21 protein-coding genes are annotated in these 21,982 nt (G+C 74.3%); 8 read left to right on the forward strand and 13 right to left on the reverse strand.

What is annotated here, in order from left to right; genetic code table 11:
- Positions 1 to 37: 37 nt before the first annotated feature.
- Complete coding sequence (locus P3H78_RS14260) at positions 38 to 709, forward strand: lysophospholipid acyltransferase family protein (RefSeq protein ID WP_276109326.1); 672 nt, start codon at positions 38 to 40, stop codon at positions 707 to 709.
- Positions 710 to 765: 56 nt separating this feature from the next.
- On the opposite strand, the gene P3H78_RS14265 is transcribed toward P3H78_RS14260, so the two are convergent.
- The 5 genes from P3H78_RS14265 to P3H78_RS14285 all read right to left on the reverse strand — a co-directional run bounded on the left by P3H78_RS14265 (position 766) and on the right by P3H78_RS14285 (position 6,788).
- Positions 766 to 2,277: an MFS transporter gene (locus tag P3H78_RS14265; protein ID WP_276109327.1), complete on the reverse strand. Its 1,512-nt coding sequence runs from the start codon at positions 2,275 to 2,277 to the stop codon at positions 766 to 768.
- Positions 2,274 to 2,825, reverse strand: coding sequence for a TetR/AcrR family transcriptional regulator (locus tag P3H78_RS14270; RefSeq protein ID WP_276109328.1), 552 nt, complete (start codon positions 2,823 to 2,825; stop codon positions 2,274 to 2,276). The genes P3H78_RS14265 and P3H78_RS14270 overlap by 4 nt, the downstream gene beginning before the upstream one ends.
- Positions 2,826 to 2,975: 150 nt before the next feature.
- A complete protein-coding gene (locus tag P3H78_RS14275; protein ID WP_276109329.1) occupies positions 2,976 to 3,965 on the reverse strand; it encodes an aldo/keto reductase in 990 nt (329 codons plus the stop codon).
- 74 nt (positions 3,966 to 4,039) lie between these two features.
- Complete coding sequence (argH, locus tag P3H78_RS14280; protein WP_276109330.1) at positions 4,040 to 5,473, reverse strand: argininosuccinate lyase; 1,434 nt, start codon at positions 5,471 to 5,473, stop codon at positions 4,040 to 4,042.
- Positions 5,474 to 5,585: 112 nt separating this feature from the next.
- Positions 5,586 to 6,788 carry an argininosuccinate synthase gene (locus tag P3H78_RS14285; RefSeq protein WP_276109331.1) on the reverse strand — a complete coding sequence of 401 codons (1,203 nt, stop codon included), beginning with the start codon at positions 6,786 to 6,788 and terminating at the stop codon, positions 5,586 to 5,588.
- A gap of 367 nt (positions 6,789 to 7,155) precedes the next feature.
- Here P3H78_RS14285 and P3H78_RS14290 point away from each other — a divergent pair, with 367 nt between their 5' ends.
- Positions 7,156 to 7,743, forward strand: a complete 588-nt coding sequence (locus P3H78_RS14290) for a pyridoxamine 5'-phosphate oxidase family protein (RefSeq protein ID WP_276109332.1) — start codon at positions 7,156 to 7,158, stop codon at positions 7,741 to 7,743.
- 89 nt (positions 7,744 to 7,832) lie between these two features.
- On the opposite strand, the gene P3H78_RS14295 is transcribed toward P3H78_RS14290, so the two are convergent.
- Entirely contained in the window at positions 7,833 to 9,332 is a 1,500-nt protein-coding gene (locus P3H78_RS14295; RefSeq protein WP_276109576.1) for a sensor histidine kinase, read from the reverse strand.
- A 53-nt stretch (positions 9,333 to 9,385) separates the two neighbouring features.
- Positions 9,386 to 10,153, reverse strand: coding sequence for a response regulator transcription factor (locus P3H78_RS14300; protein ID WP_276109333.1), 768 nt, complete (start codon positions 10,151 to 10,153; stop codon positions 9,386 to 9,388).
- Positions 10,154 to 10,386: 233 nt separating this feature from the next.
- On the opposite strand from P3H78_RS14300, the gene P3H78_RS14305 reads away from it, so the two are divergent.
- From P3H78_RS14305 to P3H78_RS14325, 5 genes are all read left to right on the forward strand, one after another.
- The gene (locus P3H78_RS14305) at positions 10,387 to 11,739 is read left to right on the forward strand and encodes a ferredoxin reductase family protein (RefSeq protein ID WP_276109334.1); all 1,353 of its coding nucleotides are present in this window, start codon (positions 10,387 to 10,389) and stop codon (positions 11,737 to 11,739) included.
- A gap of 7 nt (positions 11,740 to 11,746) precedes the next feature.
- Positions 11,747 to 12,235: an FMN-binding protein gene (locus tag P3H78_RS14310; protein WP_276109335.1), complete on the forward strand. Its 489-nt coding sequence runs from the start codon at positions 11,747 to 11,749 to the stop codon at positions 12,233 to 12,235.
- Between the two features lie 76 nt (positions 12,236 to 12,311).
- The gene (locus tag P3H78_RS14315) at positions 12,312 to 13,694 is read left to right on the forward strand and encodes a ferredoxin reductase family protein (RefSeq protein ID WP_276109336.1); all 1,383 of its coding nucleotides are present in this window, start codon (positions 12,312 to 12,314) and stop codon (positions 13,692 to 13,694) included.
- A 78-nt stretch (positions 13,695 to 13,772) separates the two neighbouring features.
- On the forward strand, positions 13,773 to 14,663 hold the full coding sequence (locus P3H78_RS14320; RefSeq protein WP_276109337.1) for an FMN-binding protein: 891 nt from the start codon (positions 13,773 to 13,775) through the stop codon (positions 14,661 to 14,663).
- Positions 14,664 to 14,715: 52 nt separating this feature from the next.
- Positions 14,716 to 15,453: an FAD:protein FMN transferase gene (locus tag P3H78_RS14325; protein ID WP_276109577.1), complete on the forward strand. Its 738-nt coding sequence runs from the start codon at positions 14,716 to 14,718 to the stop codon at positions 15,451 to 15,453.
- Between the two features lie 117 nt (positions 15,454 to 15,570).
- Here the strand turns inward: P3H78_RS14325 and P3H78_RS14330 are convergent, their stop codons facing one another.
- From P3H78_RS14330 to argC, 5 genes are read right to left on the reverse strand one after another with little or no spacing between them, the layout of a single operon-like run.
- Positions 15,571 to 16,113, reverse strand: a complete 543-nt coding sequence (locus P3H78_RS14330; RefSeq protein WP_276109338.1) for an arginine repressor — start codon at positions 16,111 to 16,113, stop codon at positions 15,571 to 15,573.
- 7 nt (positions 16,114 to 16,120) lie between these two features.
- Positions 16,121 to 17,320, reverse strand: coding sequence for an acetylornithine transaminase (locus P3H78_RS14335; protein WP_276109339.1), 1,200 nt, complete (start codon positions 17,318 to 17,320; stop codon positions 16,121 to 16,123).
- Entirely contained in the window at positions 17,317 to 18,264 is a 948-nt protein-coding gene (argB, locus tag P3H78_RS14340; RefSeq protein WP_276109340.1) for an acetylglutamate kinase, read from the reverse strand. The genes P3H78_RS14335 and argB overlap by 4 nt, the downstream gene beginning before the upstream one ends.
- Positions 18,261 to 19,412 carry a bifunctional glutamate N-acetyltransferase/amino-acid acetyltransferase ArgJ gene (gene argJ, locus P3H78_RS14345; RefSeq protein WP_276109341.1) on the reverse strand — a complete coding sequence of 384 codons (1,152 nt, stop codon included), beginning with the start codon at positions 19,410 to 19,412 and terminating at the stop codon, positions 18,261 to 18,263. The genes argB and argJ overlap by 4 nt, the downstream gene beginning before the upstream one ends.
- Positions 19,409 to 20,437, reverse strand: a complete 1,029-nt coding sequence (argC, locus tag P3H78_RS14350; RefSeq protein ID WP_276109342.1) for an N-acetyl-gamma-glutamyl-phosphate reductase — start codon at positions 20,435 to 20,437, stop codon at positions 19,409 to 19,411. Before argC ends, argJ begins: the two co-directional genes overlap by 4 nt.
- Positions 20,438 to 20,689: 252 nt before the next feature.
- Between argC and P3H78_RS14355 the strand changes: the two genes are divergently transcribed.
- Positions 20,690 to 21,136: a DUF6314 family protein gene (locus P3H78_RS14355; protein WP_276109343.1), complete on the forward strand. Its 447-nt coding sequence runs from the start codon at positions 20,690 to 20,692 to the stop codon at positions 21,134 to 21,136.
- A gap of 201 nt (positions 21,137 to 21,337) precedes the next feature.
- On the opposite strand, the gene P3H78_RS14360 is transcribed toward P3H78_RS14355, so the two are convergent.
- Complete coding sequence (locus P3H78_RS14360; RefSeq protein WP_276109344.1) at positions 21,338 to 21,928, reverse strand: histidine phosphatase family protein; 591 nt, start codon at positions 21,926 to 21,928, stop codon at positions 21,338 to 21,340.
- Positions 21,929 to 21,982: the final 54 nt, after the last annotated feature.

Consider the following 21,982-nt stretch of genomic DNA (forward strand, 5'->3'; position numbering starts at 1 on the left):
CAGACTCATCCCGCATCCCTTGACACCGGAGGGCCCGTTGTCCCGCTTCGTGCTCATCAAGGCAGTGCTCGGTCCGATCATGCGCCTGATGTTCCGCCCACGGGTGGAGGGCGCGGAGCGCATCCCGGGCGACGGTCCGGTCATCCTGGCCGGCAATCACCTGACGTTCATCGACTCGATGATCCTGCCGCTGGTCTGCGACCGGCAGGTGATGTTCATCGGCAAGGACGAGTACGTCACCGGCAAGGGGTTCAAGGGCCGGCTGATGGCCTGGTTCTTCACCGGCGTCGGCATGATCCCGGTGGACCGCGACGGCGGCAAGGGCGGTGTCGCGGCGCTGATGACCGGCCGCCGGATCCTGGAGGAGGGCAAGGTCTTCGGCATCTACCCGGAGGGCACCCGCTCCCCCGACGGCCGCCTCTACCGCGGGCGCACCGGCATCGCGCGGCTCACGCTGATGACCGGCGCCCCCGTGGTCCCGTTCGCGATGATCGGGACGGACAAGATCCAGCCGAGCGGTTCGGGCCTGCCCCGGCCGAGCCGGGTCACCGTCCGCTTCGGCGAGCCGATGGAGTTCTCCCGCTACGAGGGGATGGACCGGGACCGGTACGTGCTGCGCGCGGTGACCGACTCGGTGATGGCCGAGGTCATGCAGCTCTCGGGCCAGGAGTACGTGGACATGTACGCCACCAAGGCGAAGGCGGCCTGAGCCGCCCGGCCGCCGGGGCACCGCCCCGCGGCCGCGGGGTCACAGCGGCCGTGCGGTCACAGCCGCCGGCCGCGCAGCAGGAACCAGGCCGCGACCGCCGTGGCCAGCAGCACCACCGCACCCGCGCCGGACGCCAGGTGCAGGCCGTGCACGAAGGAGTCCCGGGCCGCGGTGAGCAGTTCCCGCGCCGCGTGCTGCGGCATCCCGGCCGCCGCCTCCACGGCGCCGCCCAGCGACTCGCGGGCTGCGGGAGGGGTGCCCGCCGGACCGGCGAAGCCGCGGTAGGCGCCCGTCACGATGGACCCGAGCAGGGCGATGCCGAGGGCCGCGCCGAGTTCGTACGCCGTTTCGGACACCGCGGAGGCGGCTCCCGCGTGCTCCTTGGGGACCGCGGCGAGGATGACGTCGGCGGTCACCGTGAAGGAGAGTCCGGCACCGACGCCGACCACCAGCAGGGCGGCGCCCAGCAGCGGGTAGCCGGTGGTGGCGCTCAGGGCGGTCAGGGCGGCGAGCGCCAGGCCCACGGCGGCCAGTCCGCCGCAGACCACGGCCCGCACCGAGAAGCGCCGGGCCGCGCGCCCCGCGACCAGGCCGGCCGCCACCGCGCCCACCGCGGCGGGCAGCTCGGCCAGGCCCGCCTCGAACGGCCGCCGGCCCTGGACCAGTTGCAGGTACTGGGAGAGGAAGAAGACCAGGCCGGACATGCCGAGCACGGTCAGCAGGTCGGCGAGCACGGCGCCGCTGAAGCCGCGGTTGCGGAACAGCCGCATGTCCAGCAGCGGGGTCGGCAGGGTGAGCTGGCGGTGCACGAAGCCGTACAGCGCCACCGCTCCGAGCAGGGCCGTGACCAGGCTCACTGCGGTGGGGCCGCGGCCGGCGGCCTCCTTCACCGCGTACACCAGGGCGATCATGCCGACCAGGGACAGCAGGACGCTGCGCAGGTCCCAGGGGCCGGGGTGCAGGGTGCGGGACTCCGGCAGGGTGCGGATGCCGACCAGGACGAGCACCGCCATCACGGGCAGGTTGATCAGGAACACCGAGCCCCACCAGAAGTGCTCCAGCAGGAACCCGCCGGCGATCGGGCCGACGGCGGTGCCCGCGGAGGCGGTGGCGCCCCAGATGCCGATGGCGAGACTGCGCTCGCGCGCGTCGTGGAAGAGGTTGCGGATCAGGGCGAGGGTGGCGGGCATCAGGGTGGCGCCCGCGACGCCGAGCAGCGCCCGCGCCAGGATCAGCAGCGCGGGTGTGGTCGCGTAGGCGTTGAGGACGGACAGCGCGCCGAAGGCGGTGGCGCCGACGAGCAGGATGCGCTTGCGGCCGACGCGGTCGCCGAGGCTGCCCATGGAGACGAGCAGACCCGCGATGACGAACGAGTACACGTCGCCGATCCACAGCAGCTGGGTGCCGGAGGGCCGGAGGTCCTCGCTGATGTAGGGCGTCGCCAGGCCGAGGACGGTCGCGTCCACGGCCACCAGCAGCACGGCCAGGACGAGGACGGAGAGCGCGAGCCAGCGGCCCGGGCGCCTCTCCACTTCCGCCGCGCGGGCCGTCTGCAGGGTGCCGGTCATGGTTCCTCTCTTCGCAGTGCGCCGCCCAGCAGCAGCTCGGCGGTCATGTGGGTGAAGTCCCTGGGGGCCACGCGGCCCTCGCACACGGCCCAGGAGGCGGCGGCCAGCAGGCCGTAGAGCGCCTCGGTGAGCCAGCCGGGGCTGAGGTCGATGCGGAACGTGCCGTCGGCCTGGCCGCGGCGGAAGAGCTCCGCGATGCGTTCGTCGATGCGGGCCCAGCCCGCGTTCTGCTGCTCGCCCTCGAAGAGCTGGTTCTCGGTGTAGAGGAAGGCGAGCAGGCCGGCGGCCGGTTCGATCTCGCGGATCAGGCGCCGTGCGGCGTCGGCGGCCGGGCCGTCCGCGAGGCGGGCCGCGTCGAGGGCGGCCTCGCACTCCGCGATGCCGAGCGACTCCAGCGCCCGGACGAGCGCGTCGCGCCCGGAGAACTGGCGGTGCAGCGTGGCCCGGCTGATCCCGGCCGCCTTGGCGACCTCGTCCATGGTGGCGGTGGATTTGCGGGTGAGCAGGGCGGCTGCGCTGCGCAGCACGTGGTCACGGTCGACGGCCATGAGACGACGATACCCCATGTGAGACATCTTTGTCTCATCACGGGCATGTGCGTCTCAGGCTGAGGGGTGTGGGCACCGGAATCCGCCGGTACGGGGTGCGCGGTACGGGGTGCGCGGTGCCGGGTGCGGGGTGCTGGGTGCGCCGGCGGCTCAGTGCCAGGGCAGCCGGGCCCGCTGCGCCCAGTACGCGTGCGGGTCCTCGGCCAGCGCGTCCAGGCGGGCCACCCGCTCGTCGTCCAGGTCCACGGCGGCGGCCTGCAGGTTCGAGGCGAGCTGGGCGACGGTCGCCGCGCCGGAGAGGACGACGCCCGCCCACGGTCGGCGCAGCACCAGGGCGAGCGCCACGGCGTCGCACCCGAGCCCCGTCTCCCGGGCCACGTCCCGCAGGGCCTGCGGCGCCCCGGGACCGGCGAGCCGGCCGTTGGCCACGCCCTCCTTGACGATCACCGTGAGCCCGGCGTCGTGCGCCTCGGCGAGCGCCGGGCCCGCGGAGGTCTCCAGCGCGTTGTACGTGGACTGGACGGTACGGAACAGGGGCGCGCCGTCGACCGTCACGGCGAGTGCGGCGCGGACGGCGTCCGCCTGTGCGGGGCCGCTGGTGGAGAAGCCGACGGTGACGCCCCGGGCGGCGGCCTCGGCCAGCTCGGCGTGCAGCTTCCGGTCGGTCAGGGCCGGGCTGTCCGGGGTGACGGAGTGGATCTGGTAGAGGTCCAGCCGGTCCCCGAGGAGCGCGTCGGTCTCGGCGCGCTGCCGCTCGTAGGCGGCGAGGCCGTGGTCCTTGACCTCGTGCTTCTCGGCGTCGGTGCGCCAGTCGGCGGTGTAGGTGTATCCCCACTTGCTGCCGACGACGACGTCGTCCGCGTCCGGGCGGGCGCGCAGCCAGTCGGCGAGGAACTCCTCGGACCGGCCGTAGGAGCGGGCCGCGTCGACGTAGCGGACGCCCTGCGCGTAGGCGGCGTCCAGGAGTTCGTGGGTGCGCGCGCGCAGGGCGTCGACGGTGCGGTCGGCCGGCAGGTCCCGGTCGCGGCGGAGGGTGATGTAGCCGGGACGCCCGACGGCGGCCAGCCCCAGGCCGACGTGGCAGGCGGGGGTGCCTCCTGGTCGGGCGGAGCCGCGGGCCTGGGGGAGGGCGAAGGGCATCACGGGCTCCGTTCGGTCGGTTCCTTGCCGTGGAGGACCAACGTATCCCGTGCCGCCCCGCCCGTCGCGACCTGCTACTTCGCCTGCTTGGCCGTGGCCCAGACGCGCTGTGCGGCCACGTCCTGCTTCACCTCGGCGAGCTGGACGGCGACCGCGCTCGGCGCCGTGCCGCCGCGGCCGCTGCGGGAGGCCAGCGCGCCGGGCACGTTGAGGACCGTGCGGACCTCGGGCGTCAGATGGGCGCTGATCTTCGCGAACTGCTCGTCCGTCAGCTCGTCCAGCTCCTTGCCCTCGGCCTCGGCGACCTTGACGCACTCGCCGGCGACCTCGTGCGCCACCCGGAAGGGCACGCCCTGCCGGACCAGCCACTCGGCGATGTCGGTGGCCAGCGAGAAGCCGGCGGGCGCCAGCTCCTCCATGCGGTCGCGGTGGACGGTGAGGGTGGCCACCATGCCGGTGAAGGCGGGGAGCAGGACCTCCAGCTGGTCGCAGGAGTCGAAGACCGGCTCCTTGTCCTCCTGCAGGTCGCGGTTGTACGCCAGCGGCAGCGCCTTGAGGGTCGCCAGCAGCCCGGTCAGGTTGCCGATCAGGCGGCCGGACTTGCCGCGCGCCAGCTCGGCGATGTCCGGGTTCTTCTTCTGCGGCATGATCGACGAACCGGTGGAGAACGCGTCGTGCAGGGTCACGAAGGAGAACTCCTTCGTGTTCCAGATGATGATCTCCTCGGCGATCCGGGAGAGGTTCACGCCGATCATGGCGGTGATGAAGGCGAACTCCGCGACGAAGTCCCGGGAGGCCGTGCCGTCGATGGAGTTCCCGGCGCTGCCGTGCTCGAAGCCGAGGTCCGCGGCGACCGCCTCGGGGTCGAGGCCGAGGCTGCTGCCGGCCAGCGCACCCGATCCGTAGGGGGAGACGGCGGTGCGCTCGTCCCACTGGCGCAGCCGCTCGGCGTCCCGGGACAGGGCCTGGACATGGGCCAGGACGTGGTGCGCGAACAGGACCGGCTGGGCGTGCTGGAGGTGGGTGCGGCCGGGCATGGCCACGTCCGGGTGGGCCTCGGCGAGGCCGACGAACGCGTCCTGGAGCTCGGCGATCAGGCCGCCGACGATCCGGGCGTGGTCGCGCAGGTACATGCGGAACAGGGTCGCGACCTGGTCGTTGCGGGACCGGCCGGCGCGCAGCTTGCCGCCGAGGTCGGGGCCGAGGCGCTCCAGCAGGCCGCGCTCCAGGGCGGTGTGGACGTCCTCGTCGGCGACGGTGCCGACGAAGGAGCCGTCCGCCACGTCCGCCTCCAGCCGGTCCAGGCCGGCCAGCATCCGGGTGAGCTCGTCGTCGGTGAGCAGCCCCGCCGTGCGCAGCACGCGGGCGTGGGCGCGGGACCCGGCGATGTCGTAGGGCGCGAGGCGCCAGTCGAAGTGGACGGACGCGGACAGCTTCGCCAGGGCCTCGGCGGGACCGTCGGCGAAACGGCCGCCCCAGAGCCGGACGTCACCGCTGTTGCTGCTCACTTGCGTTGCTCCTCGGGGGTCTGGATGTGCCGCCGCCTCCCCACCCGGAAGTGAGGAGGCGGTTGTCAGGCTAGTGCGTGCGGGGTGCCCGGGCGGGTCGGGCGGGCCCGTGTCAGGCGCCGCCCGCCAGGTCACGCTTCGCGGCGATCTTCGACGACAGGCTGTAGAGGTCGATGAAGCCCTTGGCCGCGGCCTGGTCGAAGGTGTCGCCGGTGTCGTAGGTGGCCAGGTTGAAGTCGTACAGGGACGACTCGGAGCGCCGGCCGGTGACGACCGCGCGGCCGCCGTGCAGGGTCATCCGGACGTCGCCGGAGACGTGCCGGCTGGCCTCGTCGATGAAGCCGTCCAGGGCCCGCTTGAGCGGGGAGAACCACTGGCCGTCGTAGACCAGTTCGCCCCAGCGCTGCTCGACCTGCCGCTTGTAGCGGGCGAGTTCACGCTCGACGGTGACGTTCTCCAGCTCCTGGTGGGCGGTGATCAGGGCGATCGCACCGGGAGCCTCGTACACCTCGCGGGACTTGATGCCGACCAGGCGGTCCTCGACCATGTCGATCCGGCCGATGCCCTGGGCTCCGGCCCGCTCGTTGAGCTGCTGGATGGCCTGGAGGACGGTGACGGGCCGGCCGTCGACGGCGACGGGGGCGCCGGCCTCGAAGGTGATGACCACCTCGTCGGCCTCCCGGGCGAGCGCCGGGTTCTGCGTGTACTCGTAGATGTCCTCGATCGGCGCGTTCCAGATGTCCTCGAGGAAGCCGGTCTCGACGGCGCGCCCGAAGACGTTCTGGTCGATGGAGTACGGGGACTTCTTGGTGGTCGCGATCGGGAGGTTCTTCTCCTCGCAGAACGCGATGGCCTTGTCCCGGGTCATGGCGTAGTCGCGGACCGGGGCGATGCACTTGAGGTCGGGGGCGAGGGCCACGATGCCGGCCTCGAAGCGGACCTGGTCGTTGCCCTTGCCGGTGCAGCCGTGGGCGACCGTGGAGGCGCCGTGCTTCTGGGCGGCGGCGACCAGGTGCTTGACGATGGTCGGCCGGGACAGGGCGGAGACCAGCGGGTAGCGGTCCATGTAGAGGGCGTTGGCCTTGATCGCCGGGAGGCAGTACTCGTCGGCGAACTCGTCCCTGGCGTCGGCGACCTCGGCCTCGACGGCACCGCAGGCGAGGGCGCGCTTGCGGATGACGTCCAGGTCCTCGCCGCCCTGGCCGACGTCGACCGCAACGGCGATGACCTCGGCGCCCGTCTCCTCGGCGATCCAGCCGATGGCGACGGAGGTGTCCAGACCGCCTGAGTAGGCGAGTACGACGCGCTCGGTCACGGGTTTCTCCTCACAGTGCATTCGCTGACATGCATGAGTATGCAGAACTCTGCATGGTTCGTCAATCCCATCCGCGTCTGAACGGCCGGGCGCGCCGGTCCGTACCTCTCGCCGGACGCGGTCCCGCACCGGTCCCGGCCGGACGGCGACCGGGCCGGACGGCATCCGCGGCCCCCGGTGGCCTGCCCGCCCGCCCCCCGGCCGGCAGGCACCCGCGGCCGCCCCGAGGACACGCCGGCCGGGACGGCCGCGGGGGGGCGGAGGCGGGGCCCGGAGGGAGCGTGCGGCACGGGGATGCGGGGATGCGGCTCGCAGCGGCGCGGAATTCCCCGGACAGGCGCAGGAAACGCGCGGACAATCAACGGCCATGGGAAAGACCTACGAGCGCATCGACGGCAGGCTCCGCGGCTTCATCGAGGAGCAGCCCGTCTTCTTCACCGCCACCGCCCCCCTCTCCGGCGACGGCACCGTGAACCTCTCCCCCAAGGGCCTCAAGGGCTCCTTCGCCGTGCTCGACGAACGCACCATGGCCTACCTGGACTTCGCCGGGTCCAACGCGGAGACCGTCGCGCACCTGCGGGAGAACGGCCGGATCACCCTCATGTGGTGCGCCTTCCAGGGCCCACCGAACATCGTGCGCGTCCACGGCCGCGGCGAGCCGGTGTTCCGCGACGACCCCCGCTTCCCCGGCCTCCTCACGCACTTCCCGGACATCGACCCGTCCGCGCACGGCCTGCGCGCGGTCGTCGTCGTCCGGGCCGAGCTGGTGCGGGACACCTGCGGGTACGCGGTCCCGCTGATGGCGTACGAGGCGGACCGCGACCTGCACTGGCAGCGCTTCGCCCGCGAGGACGACGCGTCGCTGAGCGCGTACTTCACCAGGAAGGAGCACGTGGCCACCAGCCTGGACGGACTGCCCGGGCTGCCGCTGCCGCTGCCCCCCTCCGCGGTCTGAGCGCTGCGACGCGCCCGCGCGCGGGCCGAGCCGGCCCGGCACCCCCGCCTCGCGATCGGCACGGCCGGCGGGGCGACGGCCCCGGCCCGCTACCGGGCGTCGCCGCCCGGGGCCGGGGTGCCGGCCGGCAGGCGCACCGTGAAGGTCGTCGCGCCCGGCCGGGAGTCCAGCTCCACGTCACCGCCGTGCGCCTCCACCACCGCGGCCACGATCGACAGCCCCAGACCGGCCCCCGCTCCCCCGGACGACCCGGTGCGGCGCCGGTCGGCGCGGGTGAACCGCTCGAAGACGCCGGGCTGGACCTCCGCGGGCACACCCGGCCCGTCGTCGTGGACCCGGAGCAGGGCCGACTCCCCGCCGGTCTCCAGGGACACCGTCACCTTGGTGCCCCGGGGGGTGTGCAGCCGGGCGTTGGCCAGCAGGTTCGCCAGGACCTGCTGGAGCCGGTGCGCGTCGCCGGTCACGGTGACCGGCTCCTCGGGCAGCTCCAGGGTCCAGCCGTGCTCGGGACCCGCCGCCCGGGCGTCGGTGACCGCGTCCAGGACCAGGCGGGTGAGGTCGACCGGGCGGCGCTCCAGGGGACGGCCCGCGTCCAGGCGGGCCAGGAGCAGCATCTCGTCGACCATCTCGCCCATGCGGGCGGACTCGGCGGCGATCCGCTCCAGGGCGCGGGTGACCTCGGGCGGCACCGGTCCGGGGTGCAGCAGCGCGAGCTCCGCGTGGCCGCGCACCGAGGCGACGGGGGTGCGCAGCTCGTGGCTGGCGTCGGCGGCGAAACTGCGCAGCCGCTCCTCGCTGGCGTGCCGCTTGGTGAGCGCGTCCTCGACATGGTGGAGCATGCGGTCGAAGGCGGTGGCGACACGGCCGACCTCGCTGCGCGGGTCGGACTCCGGGGCGCGCATCGGCAGCGCCACCTCGCCGCTGGCGAGCGGCAGTTCGCTGACCCCGGCGGCGGTCGCCGCGACCCGGCTCAGCGGCCGCAGCGACCAGCGCACCCACAGCGCTCCCGCGATGCCCGCGACCGCGAGGGCCGCGCCGAAGACGACGGCGGCGACCAGTTCCAGGCGGTGCACGGTGGCCTCCACCGGCTCCAGCGGGAGACCGGTGAGGAGCACGTCGCCGTCCATGCCCCGGTAGGCGGCGACCCGGTAGCGGTGCAGGGGCGACAGGCTGAGCGTGTGGCAGCGGCCGTCGACCGGGACGGCGGCCAGCGCGGCCCGGTCCCGCGGGGTCAGGCGCACGGTCAGATCCGTGGAGTCGTCCGCGTCGGCGCCGGGCACCACGGCGGCGTTGGTGACCCGGCCGTTCAGCAGGCGGGCGCCGAAGGTGCCGGACGCCTGCCGGCGGGTGTCGCCGTGCTCGTCGCCGTCGTGGTCGTTGCGCAGCGCGGCGCCGTGCTCCAGGCTCGCCGGGTAGCGCGTGCCGACGTCCCGCAGCTGCTGGTCGACGCGGCTGGTCAGGAAGCCGTCCAGCTCGACCACGGCGGCCACGCCGACGGCGGCGCAGCTCAGCGCGAGCAGCACGACCAGGCCCGCGGTCAGCCGGGCCCGCAGGGTGCGCGGCCGCAGCCCGGCGAGCGCCCGTCGCACCGCGCCGGGCGCGGTCCGCGCCCCGGCCGGGGTGCCCTCCGGCGGTGCGCCGCTCACCGGACGGCCGGCTTCAGGACGTAACCGGCGCCGCGCACCGTGTGGATCATCGGTTCACGTCCGGCGTCGACCTTCTTGCGCAGGTAGGAGATGTACAGCTCCACGACATGGGCCTGGCCGCCGAAGTCGTAGGACCAGACGCGGTCGAGGATCTGCGCCTTGCTCAGCACCCGCCGCGGGTTGGTCATCAGGAAGCGGAGCAGCTCGAACTCGGTCGGGGACAGCTCGACCAGGTCGCCGCCCCGGGTGACCTCGCGGGCGTCCTCGTCCATCACGAGGTCGCCCACCGTCAGCCGCGGTCCGTCGTCCTCCGGCTGCCGCGCCATGCCCGCACGCCTCAGCAGCCCGCGCAGCCGGGCGACGACCTCCTCCAGGCTGAACGGCTTGGTCACGTAGTCGTCGCCGCCCGCGGTGATCCCGGCGATGCGGTCCTCCACGGCGTCCCGCGCAGTGAGGAAGAGCACACACACGTCGGGCTTCACCTCGTGCAGGGAGCGCAGCACGGCGAAGCCGTCGGTGTCGGGGAGCATGACGTCCAGGACCACCGCGTCGGGCAGCAGCTCGCGGGCCTCGGCGACGGCCGCGGCGCCGTCCTGGGCGGTGCGCACCTGCCAGCCCTGGTAGCGCAGGGCCCCGCTGAGCACCTCGGCGAGGTCCGGGTCGTCGTCGACGACCAGGACCCGGACAGGGGTGCCGTCGGGCCTGGCCAGGACGGGCGGGCCGGTGCGGGCGGGGGCGGTGGACGAGTCGTGGGGAGTGTTCATCGCCCCTCCAGCATCCCCCGTCGTGCGCCGTTCCGGCGAAAGCCCTGCCTCTGAGTTTCCTAGGAGTGCCCGGCCGGGCCCGGACCGCCGGGGGCTGTGCGGGGCCCGGGATCCGCACGGCCGGCGCCCGCCGGGACGCCCGCGGCGGCGGGTCCGCACCCAGGTTTCTCAGAGCGCCCTCAGAGGTTGGCCCCGCACAGTTGCGTCCTGCACAGGCGAAAGGACGGGGACCCATGACGACCGTGTACGAGCACCGGGCGGCACCGACCGTACCGGTGGCGGCGCGACGATCACCGGCGGGAGCCGTGCTCGCGGCCCTGTGGGCCGGGGCGGCCGCGGTGGTCGCCCTGTGGTGGTTCGGCACGGCGAACGTCGTGGGCACCGCCGGGTGGCTGACCGGCGCGGGCCGGATCGCCGGGCTGCTGTGCGGGTACGCCGTCGCGGTGCTGGTCGCGCTGATGGCGCGGGTGCCGCTGCTGGAGCGGCGGGTCGGCTCGGACCGGGTGGCCCGCTGGCACGCCATGGCCGGCCGGTACACGATCTGCCTGCTGGTCGCGCACGTGGTGCTGATCCTCGCCGGTTACGCGGCGCAGGACCGGGCCTCGCTGTGGCACGAGACGGTGACGGTCGTCCTGGACTACCCGGACATGCTGAAGGCGACCGCCGGCACGCTCGTCCTGTTCGCGGTGGGCATCACCTCGGCGCGGGCCGTGCGCCGCCGCACCAGCCACGAGTTCTGGTACTACGTGCACCTGCTGACCTACGCGGCGGTGTTCCTGGTCTTCGGCCACCAGCTGTCGCTGGGCAACGAGTTCAACGGCCACTTCGCGGCCACCGCCGCCTGGTACGTGCTGTACCTCGGGGCCGCCGCCCTGGTGGTGTGGTTCCGGATCCTGGAGCCGGTGCGGCTGAACCGCCGGCACCGGCTGCGGGTCGAGTCGGTGCACCTGGAGTCGCCGGGCGTGTACTCGGTCGTGATCCGCGGCGAGCGGCTCGACGAGCTGGGGGCGCAGCCCGGGCAGTTCTTCCGCTGGCGCTTCCTGGGCGCGGGCCTGGCCCGGACCTCCACGCCGTACTCCCTGTCCGCGCCGCCCCGGGCGGACCTGCTGCGGATCACGGTGAAGGCGCTCGGCGACCACAGTGCGGCCGTGCCGCTGCTGCGGCCGGGCACCCGGGTGTGGGCGGAGGGTCCCTACGGGTCCATGACCGGGGACCGGCAGACCTCGCACCGCTCCCTGCTGATCGCCGCGGGGGTCGGCATCACCCCGCTGCGGGCGCTGTTCGAGACGCTGCCCGGCGACGTCACGCTGCTGTACCGGGCGCGCACCCCCGAGGACCTGGCGCTGGGCGCCGAGCTGGAGGCCGTCGCCCGCTGGCGGGGCGCACGGGTGCTGTACGCGCTCAACGGCCCCCGCGGGGAGCGGCCGGACCTCACCGTCGAGTCCCTGCGGGGCACCGTCACCGACCTGGCCGGGCACGACGTCTACCTCTGCGGTCCGCACGCCTTCGCGCAGGACCTGTACCAGGCACTGCGCGCCGCCGGGGTGCCGGACCGGCGCATCCACCACGAGTCGTTCGAGCTGTGAGGTCCCGATGCACGCGCTGAAGAAGAACCGCCCGCTGCGCCGCGTCGTGCTGGCGAGCGCCGCCACCGTCTCCGGCCTGGTGATGCTGCTGTCGCTGAAGCCGCACACGCTCCCCGAGGTCGCCGCGGCGCCCGCGCCGGCCGCGTCCGGCGGTGCCACCGCCGGGTCCGGGACGACGGGCTCGCCGTCCGGCGGCTCCTCGTCCGGGCACACCACCGGCACCCGGACCGTGACCGGGCGGACCGTGCAGACCCGCTGGGGGCCCGTGCAGGTGCGGGTGACGCTGAAGAACGGCCGGATCACCGACGTGACCGCCGTGGCGTACCCCTCGGACAACCCGCGGGACCAGGAGATCAACAGCTACGCGCTGCCCCAGCTGCGGCGCGAGGCGCTGGCCGCGCAGAGCGCGTCCATCGACGCCGTCTCGGGGGCCAGCTACACCAGCCAGGGCTACATCGGCTCGCTCCAGTCCGCACTCGACTCGGCGGGACGCTGAACGCCCGGCCGGCATGACACGTATTCCACGACCAAGGGACCACGCCGCCCCCCTTGCCCCCGTCCACGGAGGAACCGTGACCACCACGCTCGCAGGAGGCCGCGCCGCCCGGCGCCAGACGATGCGCCGCATCCGGCCGCGCCGCTCCCCCGCCGTTCCGCTGCTGCTCGCCGTCTGGGCGGGCGCGGCGGGCGTCCTCTGGCTGTGGTGGATGAACACCCCGTCCGTCGCGGGAACCGGCGGGCGGATCCTCAACGCGGGGCGGATCACCGGCCTGCTCGCCGGCTACCTCATCGCCCTGGTCGTGCTCCAGATGGCCCGCGTGCCCGCCCTGGAGCGGCGGGTGGGATCCGACCGGGTCGCCCGCTGGCACGCCATGAGCGGCCGCTACACCATCTGCCTCGTCCTCGCGCACGTCTTCCTCACCATGTGGGGCTACGCGCTGCAGGCAGGCAAGTCGCTCGGCGACGTCGTCCAGCAGACCGTCGACTCCGTCGAGCAGCTGCCCGACATGGGCAAGGCCGCCGTCGGCACCGGACTCCTCGTCGTGATCGGGCTGGTCTCGATCGGCCCGGTCCGCCGCCGGATGCCGTACGACACCTGGTACCACGTGCACCTGTTCACGTACGCGGCGGTGTTCCTGACGTTCTGGCACCAGATCAGCACCGGCAACGACTTCGCCGTCGAACCGGCGGCCAGGACCTTCTGGTACGGGCTGTACGGCGCGGTGACCGCGCTGGTGCTCTGGTACCGGGTCATCACCCCGATCCGGCTGAACCTCCGGCACCGGATGCGGGTCGAGGCGGTGATCGAGGAGACGCCGGGGATCGTGTCGGTGCTGATCGGCGGGCGGAGGCTGCACCGGATGGGCGCGGAGGCCGGGCAGTTCTTCCGCTGGCGGTTCCTCGCGCCGGGGATGCGCTTCAGCTCGCACCCGTACTCGCTGTCCGCGGCGCCCCGCCCGGACCTGCTGCGCATCACCGTCAAGGCGATCGGCGACCACAGCGCGGGGCTGCGCGAGCTCACCCCCGGTACCCGGGTGTGGGCGGAGGGCCCGTACGGCGCGCTGACCGCGTCCCGGCGCAGCCGCGGCAAGGTGCTGCTGGTCGCCGGCGGTGTCGGGATCACCCCGATGCGGGCGCTGTTCGAGACGCTGCCCGGCGCGGCCGGCGACATCACCCTTCTGTACCGGGCCAACAGCACGCAGGACCTGGCCCTGTGGGACGAGCTGGCGAGGATCGCCGACGAGCGCGGCGCCCGCCTGATGTACGCGGTGAACAGCCCGGACGGGGAGCGCCCCGACATCTCCGCGGAGTCCCTCCAGCGGAAGATCCCGGACATCGACCACCACGACGTCTTCATGTGCGGGCCGGCCGGCTTCGCGCAGTCGGTGTACGACGCACTGCGCGGTGCGGGGGTCCCCGCCCGGCGCATCCACCACGAGTCGTTCGAGATGTGAGCGGCGGCCCCGCCGCCCCCGCCGATCCCACCGACCCACGGACCCACGGACCCCAGGGAAATCAGGAGTTCAGAAGCGATGAGGAAGAGCCATCCCATCCGGCGTGCGGTGCTCGCCGGCGCCGCGACGGTGTCCGGCATCGTGCTGCTGCTGTCGCTGAAGCCGTCGTCCGGCCCGGCCGCCGCGTCGGCGGCGGGCGCGGCGGCCCAGCAGACGGCGGCCGGACAGGAGTCGCCACAGGGCGGCGCGCAGGCCGCGGGGGGCGGCACCGTCACCGGCACCGTGGCCGAGACGCAGTACGGGCCGGTCCAGGTGCGGCTGACCGTCAAGGACGGCAAGGTCGTCAAGGCGGACGCCGTCCAGGCGCCCAAGGGCGGCCTCAGCGACCAGAAGACCGCGACGGCCGTGCCGAAACTCGACCAGGAGGCGGTCGCCGCGCAGAGCGCACGGATCGACGCGGTCTCCGGCGCCACCTACACCAGCACCGGCTACAAGCAGTCGCTCCAGTCCGCCCTGGACCGGATGAAGGCGGGCGCGGCGGGGTCGTCGGGCTCGGCGTCGTCGGGTGCCAAGGGAACGGCGGGCTCCGGGGGCTCGGCGGGGTCCAGGGGTTCGGCGGGCGGCAAGGGCTCGGGGGTCTCCTCGGGCTCGTCGGCGGGCTCCTCCTCGTCCGGTTCGGCGTCCGGTGCCGCCACGGCCCGCACCGTCACCGGCCGGACCGTGCAGACCCAGTACGGACCGGTCCAGGTCCGCATCACGGTCAAGGGCGGGAAGATCGTCGAGGCCGACGCGGTCCAGGCGCCCAAGGGCGGCCTGAGCAGCCAGAAGACCGCGATGGCCGTGCCGAGGCTCAACAAGGAGGCGGTGGCGGCCGGCAGCGCGCACATCGACGCGGTGTCCGGCGCCACCTACACCAGCGGCGGCTACCGGCAGTCGCTGCAGTCCGCGCTGGACCAGGCCGGTGGCTGACGTGGCGGCGCACGCCGAGACTCCCGCCGCGGTGCGCCGGACGGAGGAGGTCATGGGGACCGTCTTCTCCTTCGACGTCCGCGGCGGGGACCCCGGTGCGGTCCGGGCGGCCCTCGACGACGCCGTCGCCGGGCTGCGCCGGGCCGACGCGGTGTTCAGCACGTACCGCGAGGACAGCCAGGTGTCCCGGCTGGCCCGCGGCGAGATCACCGTCGGGGAGTGCGACGCCGAGGTCGCGGAGGTGCTCGGCCTCGGCGCCGAGGCCGAGCGGGCCGCCGGGGGCTGGTTCAGCCTGCGCTACGCGGGCCGGCTCGACCCGACCGGGATCGTCAAGGGCTGGGCCGCCGAGCGGGCGGCCCGGCGGATCGCCGCGGCCGGGGCGAGCGGCGTCAGCGTCAACGGCGGCGGCGACGTCCAGCTGCTCGGGGCGCCGGAACCGGACCGGCCCTGGCGGGTCGGGGTGTCGGACCCGCTGCGGCCGGGCGGGCTGGCGGCCGTGGTCTCCACGGCCGGGGCGCGGGAGCTGGCGGTCGCCACCTCCGGTACGGCCGAGCGCGGCGCGCACATCGTGGACCCCCGCACCGGCCGGCCCGCGAGGACCGACCTGGTGTCGGTCACGGTGGTCGCGCCCCGGCTGACCTGGGCGGACTGCTGGGCCACGGCCGCATTCGCGCGGGGGGCCCAGGAGGGGCTGGCCTGGCTGGAGTCCCTTCCGGACGCGGAGGCCCTGCTGATCACGGCCGACGACGAGGTCCGCTGCACCCGGGGACTGGCGGCCCACCTCGACTGATCCCGCGGGCCGGGTCCCCGGCTCCCGGCCGGGCCCGCGGGCCCCGCGATCCCCCACCCCCCACGGGCGCCGGCGAGGGGCGCACCGCGACCGGTGCGCCCCTTCCGTGTGCCCGCCTCAGTGCCCGTTCTGGGCCAGCCGCAGCAGGTGGTCCGCCAGGGCCTGTCCGCCGTCGGGGTCCCGGCTGATCAGCATCAGGGTGTCGTCGCCCGCGATCGTGCCGAGGATGTCGTGCAGTTCGGCCTGGTCGATGGCGGAGGCGAGGAACTGTGCGGCGCCCGGCGGGGTGCGCAGGACCACGAGGTTCGCGGAGGCCTCGGCGGAGATCAGCAGCTCCTGCGAGAGCCGCCGCATCCGCTCCTCCTTGGCCGACCCGCCGAGCGGAGCCCGCGGGGTGCGGAAACCGCCCTCGCTGGGCACCGCGTAGATCAGGTCCCCGTCGTCGTTGCGGATCTTCACCGCGTTCAGCTCGTCGAGGTCCCGCGACAGCGTCGCCTGGGTGACGGACAGCCCGTCGTCGGCGAGCAGCTTGGCCAACTGGCTCTGCGAGCGCACCGGTTGCCGGTTGAGGATGTCCACGATCCGGCGGTGGCGTGCGGTGCGGGTCTGCGGCAGGGCGGGGCCCGAGGCCGCCTGCCCGTCTTCCTGCGCCTGACTCATCGTCGTCTCATTCCCCGGCTCGTCCGTCTCCCTCGGCCACGTCCAGGATGCCGGGCAGCGCCTCCAGGAAGGCGTCCACCGCCGCGTCCTCGACGTTCAGCGGGGGCATCAGCCGGACGACGTCGGGGGCGGGGGCGTTCACGAGGAAGCCGGCGTCCTGAGCCGCCTGCTGCACCTGCGGCGCGAGCGGCTCGGTGAGCACGATACCCAGCAGCAGGCCCGCGCCCCGGAGGTGGTCGATCAACCGGTGGCCGGAGCCCTCGATTCCGTCGCGCAGCCGCTCGCTCTGCCGCTTGACATGGTCCAGGAGGCCGTCCTCGGCGAGCGTGTCGAGGACGGCGAGTCCGGCGGCCGCGGCGACCGGGTTGCCGCCGAAGGTGGTCCCGTGCTGGCCCGGGCCGAGCAGTTCGGCGGCCCGCCCGAAGGCGACGGTGGCGCCGAGCGGCAGTCCGCCGCCGAGGCCCTTGGCCAGCGTGACGACGTCCGGCAGGACGCCCTCGTGGGCCTGGTAGGCGAACCAGTGGCCGGTGCGCCCCACGCCGGTCTGCACCTCGTCGAGGACCAGCAGGGAGCCGGTCGCCGCCGTGATCGCGCGGGCCGCCTTCAGGTAGCCGGGCGGCGGGACCACGACGCCGTTCTCGCCCTGCACGGGCTCCAGGACGACCAGCGCGGTCTCCTCGGTGACCGCGGCGGCCAGCGCCTGCGCGTCGCCGTAGGGGACGTGGGTGACGTCGCCGGGCAGCGGGCGGAAGGGCTCCTGCTTGCCGGGCTGCCCGGTCAGCGCGAGGGCGCCCATGGTGCGGCCGTGGAAGCCGCCCCGGGCGGCGACCATGTGGGTGCGGCCGGTCAGCCGGCCGATCTTGAAGGCTCCCTCGTTGGCCTCGGCGCCGGAGTTGCAGAAGAAGACCCGGCCGTCGCGGCCGAAGAGCTGGAGGAGGCGTTCGGCGAGCGCCACCGGCGGTTCGGCGACGAACAGGTTCGAGACGTGGCCGAGGGTGGCGATCTGCCGGCTCACGGCCTCGACGACGGCGGGGTGGGCGTGGCCGAGCGCGTTGACCGCGATGCCGCCGACGAAGTCGGTGTACTCCCGGCCGTCGGCGTCCCACACGCTGCTGCCCGCCCCGCGGACCAGGGGCAGCCGCGGGGTGCCGTAGTTGTTCATGAGCGCGCCCTGCCACCGCCGGGTGAGCTCCTCGTTGCCGGTCATGCCGTGTCCCCCTCGGACCCGTCGTCGCCGTCGCGGTCGTGTGCGTCGCCCCGGGCGTCGGGCACCACCATGGTGCCGATGCCCTCGTCGGTGAAGATCTCCAGCAGGATGGAGTGCGGCACCCGGCCGTCGATGACGCGGGCGGTCTGCACGCCGTTGCGCACGGCGTGCAGGCAGCCCTCCATCTTCGGCACCATGCCGGCGGACAGCTCCGGCAGCAGCTTCTCCAGCTGGGAGGCGGTGAGGCGGCTGATCACCTCGTCGCTGTGCGGCCAGTCCTCGTAGAGGCCCTCGACGTCCGTGAGGACCATGAGGGTTTCGGCGCCCAGTGCCGCAGCGAGTGCCGCAGCCGCCGTATCAGCATTGACGTTGTAGACATGTCCGTCGTCCTGACTCCGGGCGATGGAGGAGACGACCGGGATGCGGCCGTCGGCGAGCAGGGCCTCGATCGCGCCCGTGTCGATCTCGGTGATCTCGCCCACCCGGCCGATGTCGACGAGTTCGCCGTCGATCCGGGGCGTGTGCCGGGTGGCGGTGATGGTGTGCGCGTCCTCGCCGGTGAGGCCGACCGCGAGCGGGCCGTGCTGGTTGAGCAGCCCGACCAGCTCCCGCTGCACCTGCCCGGCCAGCACCATCCGTACGACGTCCATGGCCTGCTCGGTGGTGACCCGCAGGCCGGCCTTGAACTCGCTGACGATGCCGTGCCGGTCGAGGGCGGCACTGATCTGGGGGCCGCCGCCGTGCACGACGACGGGCTTCAGGCCGGCGTGCCGCAGGAAGACGACGTCCTGGGCGAAGGCGGCCTTGAGGTCCGCGTCGACCATGGCGTTGCCGCCGAACTTGATGACGACGGTGCGGCCGTGGTGCCGGGTCAGCCAGGGCAGCGCCTCGATGAGGGTCTGCGCCTTCGGGAGCGCGGTGTGCTTCCGCGTGGTTCCGGTCATGACGAGTAGGCGCTGTTCTCGTGGACGTAGTCCGCGGTGAGGTCGTTGGTCCAGATGGTGGCGGTCTCCGAGCCGGCGGCGAGGTCGGCGACGATGTGCACCTCGCGGTAGCGCATGTCGACGAGGGTGCGGTCCTCGCCGACCGAGCCGTTCTTGCAGACCCAGACGCCGTTGATGGCGACGTTGAGCTGGTCGGGCTCGAAGGCGGCCCGCGTGGTGCCGATCGCGGACAGGACGCGGCCCCAGTTGGGGTCCTCGCCGTGCAGGGCGCACTTGAGGAGGTTGTTGCGGGCGACGGAGCGGCCCACCTCCACGGCGTCCTCCTCGGTGGCCGCGTTGACCACCTCGACCCTGATGTCCTTGCTGGCGCCCTCCGCGTCGCCGATGAGCTGGCGGCCGAGGTCGGCGCAGACGGCCTGCACGGCCCGGGCGAAGTCCTCGTAGGCGGGGGTGGTCCCGGCCGACCCCGAGGCCAGCAGCAGGACGGTGTCGTTGGTGGACATGCAGCCGTCGGAGTCGACGCGGTCGAAGGTGACCCGGGTGGCGTCGCGCAGGGCGCGGTCCAGCACGGCGCTGTCGACGTCGGCGTCGGTGGTGAGGACGACGAGCATGGTGGCCAGGCCGGGGGCGAGCATGCCGGCGCCCTTGGCCATGCCGCCGACGGTCCAGCCGTCCCCCGTCGCGACGGACGTCTTGTGGACGGTGTCGGTGGTCTTGATGGCGAGGGCGGCCTTCTCACCGCCGTGCTCGGAGAGCTGGGCGGCGGCCGTGCCGATGCCCGGGAGCAGCTTGTCCATGGGGAGCAGGACGCCGATCAGGCCGGTGGAGCAGACGGCCACCTCGATGGCGCCGACGCCGAGGGCCTCGGCGGCGCGCTCGGCGGTGGCGTGGGTGTCCTGGAAGCCCTGCGGTCCGGTGCAGGCGTTGGCACCCCCGGAGTTGAGGACCACCGCGGAGAGCCGGCCGTCCTTGAGGACCTGCTCGGACCACAGCACCGGCGCGGCCTTCACACGGTTGGAGGTGAAGACGCCCGCGGCGGCGCGGCGGGGCCCGGTGTTGACCACGAGGGCCAGGTCCGGGTTGCCGTTCTCCTTGATTCCGGCGGCGATGCCCGCCGCCGTGAATCCCTTGGCTGCCGTGACGCTCACGGTGCGACTCCGATCGTGGTCAGTCCGGTGGACTCGTCGAGCCCGAGGGCGATGTTCATGCTCTGCACGGCACCGCCCGCGGTGCCCTTGGTCAGGTTGTCGATGGCGCTGATCGCGATGATGCGGTGCGCGGCCGCGTCGTACGCGACCTGCACCTGGACGGCGTTGGATCCGTGCACGGACGCGGTGGCCGGCCACTGGCCCTCGGGGAGCAGGTGGACGAAGGGCTCGTCGGCGTAGGCCTTGGCCCAGGCCGCGCGGACCGCGTCCCCGGTCACCCCGGGCCGCGCCTTCGCGGTGCAGGTGGCGAGGATGCCGCGGGGCATGGGGGCGAGCATGGGCGTGAAGGAGACGGAGACCGGCTCCCCCGCGGCCGCGCCGAGGTTCTGGATCATCTCGGGGGTGTGGCGGTGGACCCCGCCGACGCCGTACGGCGTCATCGACCCCATGACCTCGCTGCCGAGCAGGTGCGGCTTGGGCGCCTTGCCGGCTCCGGAGGTGCCGGAGGCGGCGACGACCACGGCCTCGGGCTCGGCGAGGCCGGCGGTGTAGGCGGGGAACAGCGCGAGGGAGACGGCCGTCGGGTAGCAGCCGGGCACGGCGATGCGCCGGGCCCCCCGCAGGGCGGCACGGCCGCCGGGCAGCTCGGGGAGGCCGTAGGGCCAGGTCCCGGCGTGCTCGGTGCCGTAGAACCGCTGCCAGTCGGCGGGGTCCCGGAGCCGGAAGTCGGCGCCCATGTCGACGACCAGGACGTCCGGGCCGAGCTGCTCGGCGACGGCGGCGGACTGCCCGTGGGGCAGGGCGAGGAAGACGACGTCGTGCCCGGCGAGGACCTCCGGCGCGGTCTCCGCCAGGACCCGGTCGGCCAGGGGCAGCAGGTGCGGCTGCAGCGCGCCGAGCCGCTGCCCGGCGTTGGTGTTGCCGGTCAGCGCGCCGATCTCGGTCTCCGGGTGCGCGAGGAGCAGACGCAGCACTTCCCCGCCCGCATATCCGCTCGCTCCGGCGACCGCCACACGTACAGCCATGGATCCTCCCTCTGGATGGCATGACTATACGTATCGATGCACGTTTATGCAATCTCATGCGAGCCGCTTCCGGGCAGGGCGCGGACGGCACTGCCCGCGGGGGCGCACCGGCCGGGGATCCGGACCGGTGCGGCGCGCTACGGCGGGGGCCGTGACGCCGGGGGGCGGGGCGGGCGGCAGGATGGGGGGCGGACAGGCGGCGGGAGTGGTGAGGCGCGGGTGGACGGCGGCGGGGACGGAGCGGGGCGGCCGGTGGCCGATGTGCTGGGGTGGCTGGCCGGGGCATGGCGGGTCGAGCGGACCGTGCGCGACCGGGCGGACGGCTCGGAGGGACGGTTCAGCGGGACGGCCGTCTTCACACCGCTGGACGGGGGCGGGCTGCTGCACCGGGAGTCCGGCACCTTCGTCTGGCACGGTGCCGCCCGGCCCGCCGGGCGGACGCTGCGCTTCCTGCCCGGGGGCACGCCGGGCACGGCGGACGTCCGGTTCGCCGACGGGCGCCCCTTCCACGACCTCGACCTGCGCACCGGGCACCACGTCGCCGACCACCCCTGCGCGGCCGACCTCTACCGCGGCACGTTCACCGTGCTCGACGGGGACCGCTGGCGCTCGGTGTGGCGGGTGGGCGGTCCCGCCAAGGACCTGCTCCTCACCACGGAGTACGTCCGGGACGGGCCGGGACTCCAAGGGGCCGCCTGACTCCGGGGGCCGCCCGGCTCCCGAGGGACGCGCGGGGCCAAGGGCTGTCCCGTGGCCCCCGGCGGATCGGCGCACGGCGTCGTATGCGGTGCACCGCAAGGCGGAGGGTCGTCCTCGTACTGGGCGTGTTCGGGCGATCCGGCACCGCGGCGAGGTGCCGTAGCTGTCGTCGTGCGCCCGCCGGGGATTGCGGGACAGCCCTCAGGGGGCGGCCTGCGGGAGGGCTCCCTCCAGGCGGAGGTTCCAGCGGCCGGCCCAGCCGGTGACGGTCGTCGTGGCCAGCGGGCGGACGTCGATGTTCCAGTACGTCGACGGCGGCGCCTTCAGGGCGTAGACGAGGGCGGCGCGGATGACGGACGGCTCGGCCACGGCGACGATCCGGCCCCCGTCCTCCAGCGGCCGGGTGTCCAGCCAGCCGCCGACCCGGGCGACGAAGGCGAGCAGCGACTCCCCGCCGTGCGGGGCACTGCGGGGGTCGGCGAGCCAGCCGTCCACGGCCTCCGGCTCGCGGGCCATCGCCTCGCCCAGGGTCAGCCCGCGCCAGCGGCCCATGTCGCAGTCGCGGAGCGCGAGCTGGGCGAGCGGGGTGTAGCCGAGCGCGTCCCCGGTGGTGCGGCTGCGCGGGGACGGCGAGCAGTAGCGCAGCTCGGCGGCGGCCAGCGGCACCAGCGCGGGAGCGACACGCTGCACCTCGTCCCAGCCCGCCTGGTCCAGCAGCCGGTCGTCCTCGAAGCGCTCCGCGAGCAGTGGGGTGCTGCGCGCGGCGGCGACGAACGTGACCCGGAGTGCCATGCGGCGATCGTGAGCCGCAACCGCGTTCAGGTCAAGGGCTGTTACCGGAGGGTC

This window comes from Streptomyces tropicalis (assembly GCF_029269835.1).
Taxonomy (GTDB): Bacteria; Actinomycetota; Actinomycetes; order Streptomycetales; family Streptomycetaceae; genus Streptomyces; species Streptomyces tropicalis.